This window comes from Roseivirga sp. BDSF3-8 (assembly GCF_041449215.1).
GTDB lineage: Bacteria > Bacteroidota > Bacteroidia > Cytophagales > Cyclobacteriaceae > JBGNFV01.
In genome coordinates, this window is the sequence record NZ_JBGNFV010000004.1 from 1 (window position 1) to 14750 (window position 14750).

At 50.5% G+C, this 14750-nt stretch carries 14 protein-coding genes; 7 read left to right on the forward strand and 7 right to left on the reverse strand.

Annotated elements, in window-relative coordinates:
* The coding region (locus tag AB9P05_RS24690; protein WP_371911577.1) for a T9SS type A sorting domain-containing protein at positions 1-368 on the forward strand (368 nt) is incomplete at its 5' end.
* Between the two features lie 3 nt (positions 369-371).
* On the opposite strand, the gene AB9P05_RS24695 is transcribed toward AB9P05_RS24690, so the two are convergent.
* Together AB9P05_RS24695 and AB9P05_RS24700 are read right to left on the reverse strand one after the other, a co-directional pair.
* Positions 372-1085 (reverse strand): DoxX family protein, encoded by a 714-nt coding sequence (locus tag AB9P05_RS24695; protein WP_371911578.1) that lies wholly within the window; start codon positions 1083-1085, stop codon positions 372-374.
* Positions 1086-1276: 191 nt separating this feature from the next.
* Entirely contained in the window at positions 1277-1984 is a 708-nt protein-coding gene (locus AB9P05_RS24700) for an SGNH/GDSL hydrolase family protein (protein WP_371911579.1), read from the reverse strand.
* 440 nt (positions 1985-2424) lie between these two features.
* Here AB9P05_RS24700 and AB9P05_RS24705 point away from each other — a divergent pair, with 440 nt between their 5' ends.
* Positions 2425-3585, forward strand: coding sequence for a sugar MFS transporter (locus tag AB9P05_RS24705; RefSeq protein ID WP_371911580.1), 1161 nt, complete (start codon positions 2425-2427; stop codon positions 3583-3585).
* Between the two features lie 41 nt (positions 3586-3626).
* Here AB9P05_RS24705 and AB9P05_RS24710 read toward each other — a convergent pair whose 3' ends face one another.
* From AB9P05_RS24710 to AB9P05_RS24725, 4 genes are all read right to left on the reverse strand, one after another.
* On the reverse strand, positions 3627-4223 hold the full coding sequence (locus AB9P05_RS24710; RefSeq protein ID WP_371911581.1) for an NTP transferase domain-containing protein: 597 nt from the start codon (positions 4221-4223) through the stop codon (positions 3627-3629).
* A complete protein-coding gene (locus AB9P05_RS24715; protein WP_371911582.1) occupies positions 4220-5371 on the reverse strand; it encodes an XdhC family protein in 1152 nt (383 codons plus the stop codon). The genes AB9P05_RS24710 and AB9P05_RS24715 overlap by 4 nt, the downstream gene beginning before the upstream one ends.
* Positions 5368-6519, reverse strand: coding sequence for a cysteine desulfurase family protein (locus AB9P05_RS24720; RefSeq protein ID WP_371911583.1), 1152 nt, complete (start codon positions 6517-6519; stop codon positions 5368-5370). The genes AB9P05_RS24715 and AB9P05_RS24720 overlap by 4 nt, the downstream gene beginning before the upstream one ends.
* Positions 6520-6726: 207 nt before the next feature.
* Positions 6727-7062 carry a winged helix-turn-helix domain-containing protein gene (locus AB9P05_RS24725; RefSeq protein ID WP_371911584.1) on the reverse strand — a complete coding sequence of 112 codons (336 nt, stop codon included), beginning with the start codon at positions 7060-7062 and terminating at the stop codon, positions 6727-6729.
* A 181-nt stretch (positions 7063-7243) separates the two neighbouring features.
* Here AB9P05_RS24725 and AB9P05_RS24730 point away from each other — a divergent pair, with 181 nt between their 5' ends.
* From AB9P05_RS24730 to AB9P05_RS24745, 4 genes are all read left to right on the forward strand, one after another.
* Entirely contained in the window at positions 7244-7888 is a 645-nt protein-coding gene (locus AB9P05_RS24730) for a hypothetical protein (RefSeq protein WP_371911585.1), read from the forward strand.
* A 47-nt stretch (positions 7889-7935) separates the two neighbouring features.
* A complete protein-coding gene (locus AB9P05_RS24735) occupies positions 7936-8397 on the forward strand; it encodes a (2Fe-2S)-binding protein (protein WP_371911586.1) in 462 nt (153 codons plus the stop codon).
* A gap of 2 nt (positions 8398-8399) precedes the next feature.
* Positions 8400-10649, forward strand: a complete 2250-nt coding sequence (locus tag AB9P05_RS24740; protein WP_371911587.1) for a molybdopterin cofactor-binding domain-containing protein — start codon at positions 8400-8402, stop codon at positions 10647-10649.
* Between the two features lie 488 nt (positions 10650-11137).
* Positions 11138-11608, forward strand: coding sequence for a nuclear transport factor 2 family protein (locus AB9P05_RS24745; protein WP_371911588.1), 471 nt, complete (start codon positions 11138-11140; stop codon positions 11606-11608).
* A gap of 10 nt (positions 11609-11618) precedes the next feature.
* On the opposite strand, the gene AB9P05_RS24750 is transcribed toward AB9P05_RS24745, so the two are convergent.
* Positions 11619-11972 carry a zinc ribbon domain-containing protein YjdM gene (locus AB9P05_RS24750; protein ID WP_371911589.1) on the reverse strand — a complete coding sequence of 118 codons (354 nt, stop codon included), beginning with the start codon at positions 11970-11972 and terminating at the stop codon, positions 11619-11621.
* A 444-nt stretch (positions 11973-12416) separates the two neighbouring features.
* Here AB9P05_RS24750 and katG point away from each other — a divergent pair, with 444 nt between their 5' ends.
* Positions 12417-14666, forward strand: a complete 2250-nt coding sequence (gene katG / locus AB9P05_RS24755; protein ID WP_371911590.1) for a catalase/peroxidase HPI — start codon at positions 12417-12419, stop codon at positions 14664-14666.
* The last annotated feature ends 84 nt before the right edge of the window (positions 14667-14750 follow it).

The following is a 14750-nucleotide window of genomic DNA, read 5'->3' on the forward strand; positions in this document are numbered from 1 at the left end:
GGTATAACTTTGTTGATCGTAACCCCACTCGCGGGGCAAGCTACTATCGTATCCGGCAGGTAGATAATGACGGCAAGGAGTCATATAGTAATGTATCGGCAACACTCTACGGACCAGTAAATGGGGAAGTTTCTGTATTCCCTAATCCCTCTGAAGGATCCGCCTACCTGCGACTGGATAGCCGGTTCCTCCATACCGAAACCCGCCTTACCATTACTGATGCCAGTGGCAAGCTTATACGTCAGTGTCATGTTTTTCAGGAAAATGAGCAGCCCTTCAGTCTTGCTAGTAACATGGTATCTGGCGTGTATTATATCACATTATCTAATACGCAATATCATACTATTCAAAAGCTGATAGTGAGGTAAGGTCTATTCCAGGGCCTCCTCATACGCCTCCAGACACTGAGGCTGTGGCGTACCATTTGTATGAATACATTCGCAGTAGGCCATACACGCTTCAGGGCTTTGGTTGTCGGGGCACTCCCGCACGCAGTATTCCATCTTATTGCGAGGCACAATATCATATATATTGAAAAGTAAAGCCCACGTACCTATAATAGCGAGAAACACCCCCGCGAAAAATGCGACAGGAAATTTCTTTCTTAGTTCCTTCCACCCCGGCATGGCCTCGTAAGCAGAGTAAGTAGCATAGGGGAGAATAAATTTAAGCCTGTGATAGTACCAGCAGAACAGATATAGATTGGCCATCACCATCAGGGGCGCTGTTGGCATAGAGCCATCAAACCGGGTGGAGATGGTCAGAAAGAAGATGTTCAATATCACCGGGAAGTAAATCACAGCACCCAGTAGGGCCGTTCGGGGAATCAGGAGTAAAATAGCAGCCACCACCTGCACTATACCGATGAATGTGTAGTAATACCCCGTATCATAAACTGCCTGCAGATAATTACCCATCGGGTGATTCACAGATAAATCTGTAAATCGCTCACCAAAAATTTTCACCAGCCCGGAAGGGATAAACCCCATAGCAATGGTGACACGGCAAAAGATAGCAAAAAGATAGAACCATCGATTGTGGCGGATACGCAAGTGTACGCGGTCAAGGGTAGAGGATATATTCATAGGCTCTCTTTTATACTCTGTTAAAGTACTTTGTAGTTCAAAGTTAATAATCCTTATGAATTAAGCCACTCAAATAGCCCATACTCTGATAAAGAAGGTATAATTAAGTACCAATGGCCCTAGAGTCGGGTAAATGGCTGCACCCGTAGTTTACCTTAGAGACACTCTGCTTGAAATAGAGTCAGTGCCGTTCAATTTCCCGCCTCAAGTATACGCTGTGCCTCCGGTATAAGTAACTCCACCCACTCGCTGTATTGAATGGCCGACGGATGCAGCCCATCGTTTGCTACCAGTTCAGGACGGTCCAGACCATTTCTTGAAATAGGCGTTATATTTACGTACGCCACATTCATCGAATCTGTAATACGCCTGTTAGCCTCATTAAACTGATCCACCCCGCGGCTTATCTGTTCCTGCCGGCCCGCCCCGAAAGGCGTGTAGCCATAGTCCGGGATCGACACCACAATCACCCTGTCTTTATTACCCATTGCGTAACCAATGGCCATATCCAGTAGCTCCCTGAATTCCCGCTCATATTCTTCCAGGCTTCGGCCCTGAAATTGGTTATTCACCCCTATCAGCAACGTCACCAGGTCATAATTACCATTCGGCTGTTCCTGGCCTAAGGCAGTTAGCAGATTACCTGTGGTCCATCCCGTGGTGGCTATCACTCGCGGCGTGGCTATTTCAAACCCTCTTTCCCTCAGGCTATCCGTTAGTTGAATAGGGAAACGCCCTGTCGCTGGCACGCTTTCCCCTATAGTATAGCTGTCCCCGAGAGCCAGGTAACGGTTCAGGTTATCATCAGGAAGGCGTGTGTCTGGTGTAACCTCTTCATCACTACATGATATAATGACAACACACGTCAGGTACATTAAATAGCTTAGTATTTTACGCATAGGTCTCTATGTACGGATTAAACCACCTGCCGGGATTTTTCGGCGATCCTTTACCTAACCCTTGATCCAAAGCCAATTGTTTGTCATTCGTTGCTGAATCGTTGAACTCATCAGCGCATGCACCTTTCCCCTGATAACATACAGAACCATTGCGCGGGTGTCTGAAAGATTTAACATAGGCATAATACCCTTTAATGAAACCTCCCTACTGCCTTTCCGTTAGTAGAACCAGAAACCAATGAGAGAAGCCTCATTGCCGAGTTAAGCGGAACGGGCCAAGTGAAAGCAGCGTTTCGCAGACAGGGATTTTTTCCCGAAGTATCAATCCGGATATAGTCCGGTTTTTTTTTTGCCCCACTTTGTCATCTCTGCTATTCAGGCTGAAATTATTTTGTCCTCACAATGATTCTCTCCCGCAGAATTCCCCTAATTTCAAAAGGATGGCTAAGAAAAACATCCTCCTGCTTATATGCTTTATAGCCTTTATCAGCCTGGGCCTGCCGGATGGCCTGCTGGGAGTTGGCTGGCCATACATGCATCAGCAATTTGACGTAGGGCTGGATTCGCTTGGTCTGCTGCTTATCTGCCTTATGACCGGATACCTCATCTCCAGCTTTAATAGCGGCTGGCTAATGGCTCGCATGTCCGTAGGTGCCTTACTAGCCATCAGCTGCGCCCTTACCGGCATTAGCCTGCTCGGCTTTGCCTACACACCCCACTGGGGCGTCCTACTTATCATGGCTGTGGTGCTAGGTGCTGGTGGTGGCGCTATAGATTCCTCCATCAACACCTTTGCCGCTCATACCTATACTGCCGGCACGGTCAACTGGCTCCATGCCTTCTTTGGCGTAGGTGCCACACTTGGCCCTGCCATCATGACCGCCTACCTCGTACGCGATTATCACTGGTCATCCGGATACCTCACCGTAGGTAGTGCGCAGCTAGGGCTTGCTGCCATTTTTCTGCTCACCCTGGGCTTATGGAAAACAAAAGATGATACAGATGAGCCTGTCATGAGTGCACGGCCTGCACAAACGCTCAGGCTACCCGTAACCTGGATCAGCGTTATCGTCTTTTTTCTATATACCGGCACCGAGGCCAGCGTAGGCCAGTGGCTCTATACCATACTTACAAAGGGTAGGGGAGTAGCCCCTTCAGAAGCCGGCCTGTGGACCAGCATCTACTGGGGAAGCCTCACCGCAGGGCGTATCATATTCGGGATCATCCTAAGGCGGATGTCCGTAGGTAAGATACTCATGGGAGCCTTTGTGGCAGTGGTACTGGCTGCTGTACTTATAGCCATTAATGCCGGGGCGCTTACCACTTCTATCGGTATTATTATAGCGGGGCTCGCCCTTGCCCCCGTATTTCCCAGCATGATCTCCCTTACTCCCTCAAGGGCAGGCAGGCAGCACGCCGCCAACCTGGTAGGCTATCAGGTATCTGCCGCTACCGTTGGCGCTGCCCTTTTGCCCGCTGCAGCAGGCCTTGTAATAGACCGGTTTGGGTTGAATTTTATCCCCGTCGTTCAGACCATACAGGCCGTGCTATTGCTCCTCTTTTATCTCTTGCTCGTGTTCAGGTATCGTCTGGTGAGATAGAAAAGAATTGCGGCCGGCTTACCGGACCTCCGTGGTAAGACTTACTCCATCCTTCTGAGCCGGTCTACATCCTCCCGCGTGTCCACATCTACATGCCCCTCAGGAAATGCTACCCTAACTACCGGGTACCGGCTCATCAGCTGTTTAGCCCCCTGGTCACCGGTTAATCTTTTTAATTCAGGAAAATGCGCCCTGGAAAAGATAGCAGGTACCCCCGTTTTCCCCCTATAACCAGAGGCTGTAATATCCTCATCGTTTGCTGCGTGTTCCTTCAGTAATGATCTCAGCAACTCCACAGACACCTGTGGCTGATCGGATAAGAGGACCAGTAGGTGATGAATAGCCGGCGAGTCACCCATCACCTCCACCCCCCTCCGGAGGCTGCTCCCCATGCCCTCCTGCCAGCGGCTGTTCATTACAACCTCATAGCCATTCATATCCATTGCATGACTGATCTCCCCCGCATGCGCACCCAACACCAGAACCTTTCTGCCGAAATTAATGGAAGAGCCTATATCCAGGGTGTGTTGCAGGAGAGGTTTGCCTTTAAAGGAAACCAGCTGTTTAGGGCTCCCCAGGCGTGTGGATGCCCCAGCCGCTAGAACCACCACTCCCGTCTGTTCCTCAATAGACATCATAAGGGCGTCACCTTAAAATCATTGTACTGTTTAGTATGAATAGGCCCCGTCTGATCCCTTAGAGACCCTCCACTGCTACCCGTTAATACCATCTGTATTTCCGCTATGATCGAAAGGCCAATCTCAGAGGGAGACTCCCCCCCAATGCTCAGCCCCACCGGTGCGAAAATTCGTTTCATCTGCTCATCATCCGGTGCCAGGCCTTCCGCTTCAAGGTCCTGCAGTATACGGTCAAACTTACCTCTGGAACCCAATATGCCTATATATGGTACTTCCCGCCGGTCCAGCAACAGCTTAAGTACCGCCAGGTCATACCCATAATTATGGCTTATGAGCACAAACACCGTCCTCTCATCTACCCGGATATGAGTCAGTACCTCCTCCGGGTGGCTTACCACTACCTGGCACGAACTTGTGAACCGGTCTTCCCTCGCATGCGTTGGTCTCCCATCAGTAACCGTAATCCGCCAGCCCAGTATAGCAGCCAGGCTTGCCAGTTGTTGCGCATCGTTGCCGGCCCCCACCAACACCAACCTGGGCGGCGGGCTGTATAGCTCAATAAACGCATGCCCCTGCTCTTCCCCGCCTTTTTTATACGTAGCGAAGTGCTTGTGACCCGCCACAAAAGCCCTTTCGGCATCAGCATGCAATTGCTCAGCCAGTGCCGGGGACGACACCTTTCCGTTTGCCCGCATGCTTTCATCAAAGACCATCACCGTCCCCCCCTGTGCTTGTGAATGATCCAGGTTAAACAGGGTGATGATCACCATAGGCCTTTCCGAAGCAGCCACACTCTTCAACAGCTCCACAGGATTGTGGGCGTCCCTTGCCGAGACGGGTTCAAACAATACGCGGATCACCCCATTGCAGCCAAGTTGAGCCCCAATCACCGCATCACTTTCATCACTGGTATCATACGTGATCAGTTTATTGCGCCCCTGGTGCAGCGCATGCAGGGCCTTTCTTAGCGCGTCACCCTCCAGGCATCCGCCACTTATGGCTCCCGTCATCCGGCCCTCCTCATCCACCAGCATGCGCGCCCCCGCTTTCCGGTAGGAAGAGCCCTCCACGTGCACCACCGTAGCTAACACGAAGTCCCTGTCAGGGCTTCCTTCATATGTTGAAATAATAGCTTCCAGCTCTCTCATATGGCCGTCAGGGTTAGTTTTTGGATAGATTCTTTAATGTCCGTACAAGCCACCTTTACCTCCTCCTCTGTCGTCTGCCTTCCAAGCCCGATGCGCAGGGACGATAACGCCAGCTCATCCGTATGCCCCATCGCCTTCAGCACATGAGAAGCGTGGATGGTGGCAGACGTGCAGGCAGATCCCTGAGACACCCCCAGTCTCTTCAGTGAGCGGATCAGGCGGCTGCCATCGATGTTCTCAAATGACAGGTTAGTCATGTGAGGCAGACGCCGACAGTCCTGGCCATTGATGCTCACCTTCACGGTCTGGCTCAGTTCATCCTCCAGCAAGTCTACCAGCTTCTTCAACCGCTCACCTTCCCGGGCCATTTCCTCACCGCAAATCTCGCAGGCTTTTCCCAGTCCTACTATACCAGGCACATTCAGCGTACCCGGCCTCAAGCCCTTTTCCTGTCCTCCGCCAAACTGCAGGGGGCGTATTTCCGGGCGAAGTGCCTGAGAGACAAACAGGCCACCCACACCCTTGGGGCCATACAGCTTATGGGCAGAAAAGGCCGCTAAGTCCACCCCCAGGTCTCCCACCTTAAAAGGTATTTTGCCTACACTCTGGGTCGCATCCGTCATCAGTAATATCCCCTTGTTTTTTATAAGATCCGCTACCTCCCTCAGGGGGTGGATCACTCCCGTTTCATTATTCGCATGCATGAGGCACACCATGACCGTTTCCGGTCTTATAGCCTCCCATATCTGCTGCAGGTCTATCCGGCCGGATCTGTCCACATCCAGGTAAGTAACCTTGGCTCCATGTTCTTCCAAAGCTTGGCACGTATCCAGTACCGCCCGGTGTTCCGTACGGCAGGTAATGAGGTGGCTCGGTTTTTTACGCAGGCAGATGCCCTGCAGGGCCAGGTTAATCGATTCCGTAGCCCCCGAAGTAAAGTATACCTCTCCAGGCTTGGCGCCTATGAGGCCTGCCACCTGTTCCCTGGCCATGCTTACTGCCTCTTCAGCATCCCATCCATAGGCATGGCTAATGCTGGATGGGTTTCCATACACTTCGCAGAAATAGGGCAACATAGCCTCCACTACCCGCTGGTCTACCGGTGTGGTAGCATTATGGTCCAGGTATATTTTTCCGGTAAGCGACATATCAATTCTTATTCATTAGCAGTGCGGCCTTTTTACATAGGCATAGACCCTTAAAAAATAGTTAAAACACACCGGGTTCATCTGGACTAAAGGCGGATGAATGCCTGATCAAAAAAAGTGTAGCTGGGATACTATAATAATACGATATATATTTGAATATATAACGGTATCATATCCTTTTCGGATTACCAGATTATGTTCCGCTCTTTAAAATAATTCTAATATTTCTTTGTGTCCGCTGAGGCAGTCTTCCAGCTTTTCCGATAATGTACGATACTGCCTTATCAGCTCCCTTCCCCGCTCTGTCACCGCTGCGCCACCACCCCTTGTGCCCCCTTTTTGAGAAGTAATCACAGGCTCTTCATGGCTCATATTCAGCTTGTTAATTAAGCCCCAAGCCTTTTTATAGGACATATTCATCTCCTTAGCTGCTTTAGAGAGCGAGCCGTTTTTCTCTATGAGTTCAAGCAGCCTGAGCGGCCCGGGCCCAAATATCTTCTCCCCACCTATCTCTATCCAGCACCTATACCTTATTTCTTTCATGGAGTTTCAGATAAAAAATTTTACCTTATTAATATATTTAAAGCTAATGGCGTAGACAGATAGACTATTGCGCGGTATCTTTTCAGGTAAATATTTTTTTTAATAAGCCACGTTAACCCGCATACCTCTCCCGGTTTCCAAGCCGGGCTACTTGCCAAATGCTTTTTCAAAATAAAAAAATATGGATCCACTTCCCTCCTCTAGTAGAAAAGCAGGCCCCTTACAGGTCTTACTTATTCTGTCTGTAGTGGTATTTCTCACTACAGCCATCACCCTAATGACCCATGAGGAAGGAACAGATATTGAAACCTACAGGAAAACGCTGGAAGATAATGACAGGGAGGCATCGGTAGAGGCCTTTGGTAAAGTATACAAGGTATTAATGCATCCGCGCTGTATGAACTGCCACCCGGCCGGAGATGTGCCCCTGCAGGGCAATGACAGCCACCTGCATGCCATGTTACCACAGAGGGGCCCTGACGGCAAAGGCCTGTATGCCATGCAATGCGGAAACTGTCACCACAGCAAGGCCGTCCCCGGAGAGAATACACCCCCCGCCAACCCTGAGTGGCACCTGCCTCCTGCAGATATGAAGATGGTATTTGAGGGCAGGTCCGCCCACGAACTGGCCACACAACTGATAGATCCTGAGCGAAACGGCCATAAGTCCATGGAGGATTTGCTGGAGCATGCAAACGATACGCTTGTAAAAGCAGGCTGGGCTATGGGTGGCGACAGAACGCCCCCGCCAATAAGCTATGAAGAGTTTAAAGAAGTCTGGACCAGGTGGATAGAGACCGGCGCACACGCGCCTGAGCCCCAGTAAGTGACCGATGGATACTGAATTATGAAAAACTGTAATGTAAGGGCATAATGGCAACGTTTAATCTGAAAGTAAATGGGAAGCAACGGCAGGTGGATGTAGACCCCGACACACCTGTCCTGTGGGTGCTTCGGGATCACCTTGATCTGGTGGGCACCAAATATGGCTGCGGGATTGCCGTCTGTGGGGCCTGCACCATTCACGTGAATGGCAATGCCGTAAGGTCCTGTTCCCTGCCTATAGGCGCTGTGGCTGATGATATGGAAATAATCACCATAGAAGGCCTTTCCGAAAATGGTGACCACCCCGTACAGAAAGCCTGGCTGGAACATGATGTGCCCCAGTGTGGCTACTGCCAGGCCGGACAGATTATGAGTGCCGCTTCACTACTGGCTCAGAATGCCAACCCGACCGATGAGGAAATCCGCAAATCTATGAATGGCAACATCTGCCGCTGCGGCACATATGTCCGTATTAACCGAGCCATTCGTTCCGCCTCAAAAGAGATGTAATCATGCCCATTATAAAAACACACTATAACCGAAGGTCCTTCCTCAAAGTATCTGCCGCTGCAGGAGCCGGACTCATGTTGCAGTTCAGTTGGTTTTCACCCCTTGCAAAAACCCTGGCAGGAAAGGAAGTGCCGGACGAGATATTCGACATAAACGGGTACATCCGCATTGCCACCAACGGCATAGTGACCATCTTTTCCCCAAATCCGGAAATCGGCCAGAACGTAAAGACCTCCATGCCCATGCTGGTAGCCGAGGAGCTGGATACAGACTGGAAAAGCGTGACCGTAGAGCAGGCACCTCTGGATACCAGCCTTTACACCCGGCAGATAGCCGGAGGTAGCCGCTCCATTAACCAAAGCTGGGAGAGCCTTCGTATGGCCGGTGCCACTGCCCGCCACATGCTGCGCGAAGCCGCAGCCAAAGCCTGGAGTGTACCTGCCTCCGAGATCACCACCGAAAAGGGAGAATTACATCACAAGAAGTCGGGCAGGAAGGCCAACTACGGCAAAATGGCCTCTGCAGCCTCCAAAATGAAGGTACCCGAAGAGGTGAACCTCAAGGAGGTAAAGGACTTTACCATCATCCGTACCCCGCGTAAGAACGTGGACGGCAAAGAGATCGTAACCGGTAAGCCCCTTTTTGGCCTCGACTACAAGCAACCCGGCATGATGATCGCCATGATTGTACACCCGCCCGCATTTGGCATGACCCTCAAAAGCATGGACAAGCAAAAGGCCTTAGCCATGCCCGGTATTACCGACGTATTTACTATCAATACATACGAAGACAGCTACTCACAGGGGCCTTTCGATATCACCGCCTTTCCTGAGCTTATCGTAGTCGTGGGGGAAACCACCTGGCAGGTTATGAAGGCCAAAAAAGCTATCGAAGCCACGTGGGAGGAGTTCGATACCTATACCCGCACCTACAAGACCTTCAGAGGCGAGAACGAAACCACCACCGTACCCGCCGGGTTAGAAGACTCCCAGGACCATTTCACCCAAATGATGGAAAAAGGGGCTGTTTCTGCCAAAGAAGTGCGGAAAGACGGAAACCCTGAGCAGGCTTTTGAGACAGCAGCCAAGGTAGTGGAGCGCACCTTTACCGCCCCCTTCCTCGCCCATAACACCATGGAGCCTATGAACTTCTTTGCCAACGTTACAGCCGGCAAAGTAGAGTTGGTAGGGCCTATCCAGACCCCCGAGTTTATGGAGAAAACCGTTGCAGAAAGGTTGGGCATGACCCTTGAGCAGGTAGATATCCAGATGACCCGTATGGGCGGAGGCTTTGGCCGCAGGCTATACGGCCACTTCCTCGTAGAAGCTGCCGTCATCTCCCAAAAGCTCGGTAAACCTGTTAAACTGGTCTATACCCGCGAAGACGACATGACCTTTGGCACCTACCGGCCGGCCTATCATGCGTATTACCGGGCTGCACTGGATGAAAATAACAACCTGATCGGCTTTCATGTGCGCACCGGCGGCATACCCGAGAGTCCCCTCTTCGCGAATCGTTTCCCGGCCGGTTCTGTGGACAACTACCTCGCAGAAGAGTGGCAAATTAGCTCCAACATCACCACAGGAGCTTTCCGGGCACCCCGGTCTAACTTTATGGCTGGCGTGGAACAGGCTTTTCTGGATGAAGTAGCCGAAGCGGCCGGTAAAGACCCTATCGCTTTCAGACTGGAACTGCTGGAACGTGCTCAAAATAACCCTGTAGGAAAAAATAATGACTACGATGCCGAACGCTACGCCGGGGTGTTGAAACTAGTAAGGGATAAGGCCGCCTGGGGCCAGCCCAAACCAGACGTACACCGCGGGGCCGCTGCTTACTTCTGTCACATGAGCTATGTGGCTAATGTGGTAGATGTGAAAATGGAAGGAGATAAGCCCGTGGTAGATAAGGTCTATTGCGCAGTAGACTGCGGTATAGTCGTCAATCCACTGGCTGCCACCAATCTGGTGGAGGGGGGTACGGTAGATGGGATGGGGCACGCTATGTTCAGCGCACTGACCTTGAAAAACGGTCGTCCGGAACAGAAAAACTTCAACACCTACCAGCTCATCAGAAATATTGATGCCCCAAATGAAATCGAAGTCCATTTTGTGGAAAATGATATACATCCCACCGGGCTTGGTGAGCCTCCCTTTCCGCCGGTGGTAGGAGCTATCGCCAATGCCCTCTATAAAGCCACCGGCAAACGGTATTACAACCAGCCCTATATGAATGAAGCCCTACCGGTTTCTTAAAGCAAAGAAATACTGGCAACTGAACACAATCGAACAGCATCCGCATGGGTGCTGTTTTTTTTGTAGATACGCCCTGTTAAGTGATGTCCCTGAGCCGTCCCGCGACTCTAATAACTACCGCGAAGTTTCACTTCGTGGGGGCAATAATGCGAGGTTGGACCTCGCAGGTATCACCTAAAAGAATAATAGCTGGTTTATCCGGCAAATTCAGTAGTCTATCCCAGCAGGGCCAAAATACCACCCGCCAGCAACATCAGGTTCGCTACCAGTAGCACATACAAAGTCTTCATTTTGCCTCTTCTTTTTAATAGTATTCCAAGCATGATATGTATAGTTTGATTACTATAATATACGTGTCTTTTGGTTGTTACGTAATTAATTATTGACCGACCACAGTCAGTCCCATGCCAACGGCAAAGAGAGAATATTAATGGTAGGGGAGTGGATATCCCCCGAATTTCATAGATTGAGTAGCAGAACCACTACCTATGACTCCAAAAGATATCGCCAATAATTTTTATACCGCCTTTTCGCAGGGAGACGCCGGCCAAATGGTCAATTGCTACCACGAAGATGTCGTGTTTTCAGACCCTGCATTCGGTACCCTGCATGGCCACCGGGCGCAGGCCATGTGGCAAATGCTACTGAGTAATAAAGCGTCTGCCCTGACAGTGACGTATAATCTAAGCGAGCATACAGATCATACCGCACAGGTACACTGGCAGGCAAACTACCTCTTCGGGCCCTCCAAAAGAAAGGTCGTAAACCATGTGCAGGCCAGTCTGGTCATGAAGGATGGTAAGATTATAAGGCACGCCGATACCTTTGACTTCTGGAAGTGGAGCCGCCAGGCCCTGGGTATGCCCGGCTTGCTGCTGGGCTGGTCGCCGGTTATTAAGAGTAGCGTGAGGAAAAGGACCAATGCCCTGCTGGACCGTTACATGGCGAGTAACCCCTAATACCCCTCCGTCAGGCTTTTCTTACAAACTCTGATTTGAGGCCCATAGCCCCAAAACCGTCTATTTTACAATCTATATTGTGGTCACCATCCGTCAGCCGGATCTTTTTTACCTTAGTGCCCGCTTTCACAGGGCCTGAGGCACCCTTCACCGGCAGGTCCTTGATCACGATCACCGAGTCGCCATCTTCCAGTACATTGCCGTTGGCATCTTTCACTACCAGTGACTCTTCCTGTTCCTCTTCCGCTTGCTGCTCCGCAGGGTTCCATTCATGGCCACATTCCGGGCACCCATATAGTTCATTTCCCATAGCATAACCATAGGGCGACTTACATAGCGGGCAGGGCTTCATTTCTTCAGACATGGGGCAACAAGTTTTCGAGTGGCAATCTAGGGTTAAATTTTCAAAACTGGAGCCCTTTTTAATATCTCTCATTATAGAAACGGTGCTTCTGCGGTAAAAGCCTAAGCAGTAAAGCAAGGGTAAAGTGAACTGCCTGAAAATGCCGCAGAAACATTTTTAGGATAGAATAAGGAATGTTGCTGAGTAGAGAGAGAAGAATCAGATTCTTCTATGTAAGATGTTTACTGTGAAACCTTATTTTATCATGAAGGGCCTATGTGGCCTTATTTTGAATAAAAGTGCAAAATCACGATTTTAGAGTGTAATGCGATTAAACTGGTGGTAGGGCTGAATAAGTTATAGTTTAGTTCTATAAGATCATAGAAATAATCGATTTGAATAATGTGATGAATTTGCCCAACTTATACCTCAATTCGATCACTTTTTATAAAAACGTAAACCAATATGGGGGAAAATAGTAACGGAACTCACCGGCCTGATCATAAAGTTTGGGAAGTAAATGAATCCAGCAGATGCCCGTTCATGGGCGGAGTGGTAAAACATACTGCAGGGGCAGGAACGTCAAACCGTGACTGGTGGCCGCAGAAACTTAATCTCGAAATACTTAGACAAAATTCTGCTCTCACAGACCCTATGGATGAAGGGTTTAACTATGCAGAAGAGTTTAAAAAGCTTGACCTTAACGCCGTAAAGCAGGATCTGTATGATCTGATGACCGACTCCCAGGACTGGTGGCCCGCAGACTATGGCCATTATGGTCCTTTCTTTATTCGTATGGCATGGCATAGCGCCGGTACATACCGTATTGGTGACGGACGTGGTGGAGCCGGGTCTGGCGCGCAGCGTTTTGCTCCCCTTAATAGCTGGCCGGATAATGCCAACCTTGATAAAGCACGCCTGCTTCTCTGGCCATTAAAGAAAAAGTATGGCAATAAAATATCCTGGGCAGACCTGATGATACTGGCGGGCAACTGTGCGCTAGAGTCCATGGGGCTTCAGACCTTTGGTTTCGCAGGTGGCCGCGAGGACGTATGGGAACCTGAAAATGATATCTACTGGGGGTCTGAAAGCGTATGGCTCGGAGATGAGCGCTACACTGGCGATCGTGAGCTGGAAAACCCCCTGGCGGCTGTGCAGATGGGCCTTATCTACGTAAACCCCGAAGGCCCCAATGGAAACCCTGATCCTGCAGCCGCAGCCCGCGATATCCGGGAGACCTTTGGCCGTATGGCCATGAATGATTACGAAACTGTCGCCCTGATTGCAGGCGGACACACCTTCGGTAAAACTCACGGTGCCGCCGACCCTGTGGAGTACGTGGATGCAGAGCCTGCCGGGGCTGGCATCGAATTGCAGAGCATGGGCTGGAAAAACTCCTACAACAGCGGTTTTGGGGCGGATACCATTACCAGCGGACTGGAAGGTGCCTGGACCCAAACCCCGACCAAATGGAGCAACAGCTTCTTTGAAAACCTCTTCGGGTATGAGTGGGAGCTTACCAAGAGCCCTGCCGGTGCCAACCAGTGGAGACCAAAAGATGGTGGTGGAGCCGGTTCTGTGCCCGATGCACACGACCCGAATAAGACCCACGCTCCGTTTATGCTCACTACAGATCTTGCCCTTCGCGTAGATCCTGAGTATGAAAAGATCTCGCGTCACTTTTACGAAAATCCCGATGAGTTTGCCGACGCCTTTGCCCGCGCCTGGTTTAAGCTCACCCACCGTGACATGGGACCCATCGAGCGGTACCTTGGTCCTGAGGTTCCTTCAGAAGAACTAATCTGGCAGGATCCATTGCCTAAGGTAGATCATGAGCTGATAGATGATAACGATATTGCTCACCTGAAATCCGTGATACTCGACTCAGGACTTTCCGTATCTGAGCTTGTTTCCACAGCCTGGGCTTCCGCCTCTACCTTCCGCGGTTCCGATAAGCGTGGCGGTGCCAATGGTGCCCGTGTACGTCTGGCACCTCAAAAAGACTGGGAAGTAAACCAGCCCGACCAATTGGCCAGGGTACTTGATAAGCTGGAAGGTATCCAAAACGATTTTAATAGCTCCCAGTCCGGTAATAAGAAAGTTTCGCTTGCTGATCTGATCGTGCTTGGCGGCTGTGCAGCCATAGAAAAGGCGGCCAAAGCTGGCGGCCATGAAGTAACCGTACCTTTCCGCCCCGGTCGGACCGACGCCACAGCCGAGCAGACCGATGTGCAGGCCTTTGATCCTCTGGAGCCTCAAGCCGATGCCTGGAGGAATTACCGCAAGGGTGATTTTGACGTTTCTCCGGAAGCGATGATGGTAGACCGGGCCCAACTGCTTACCCTTACAGCGCCGGAAATGACCGTACTTCTCGGAGGTATGCGCGTGCTGGGTACCAACTATGATGGTGCTAAGCACGGCCTATTCACCGATAATCCGGGAGCCCTTACAAACGACTTCTTCGTGAATCTGCTTGACTTCGGCACCACCTGGTCAGCTACATCCGATGCCCAGGACGTATTCGAAGGCCGTGACCGTAAGACAGGAAATGTCAAGTACACCGCTACCCGTGCTGACCTTATCTTTGGTTCCAATTCTGAACTCAGAGCCATTGCCGAAGTGTATGCCCAGACTGACTCAAAAGAGAAGTTTGTGCGTGACTTTGTCAAAACCTGGGATAAGGTAATGAACCTGGACCGTTTTGATCAGAATTAAATATGAATCATTTGTCCTGAATAGAGGGATCGTATAAATATTTAACTAAAAGAGCTTCATATGGAGCTCTTTTTTTATTATATT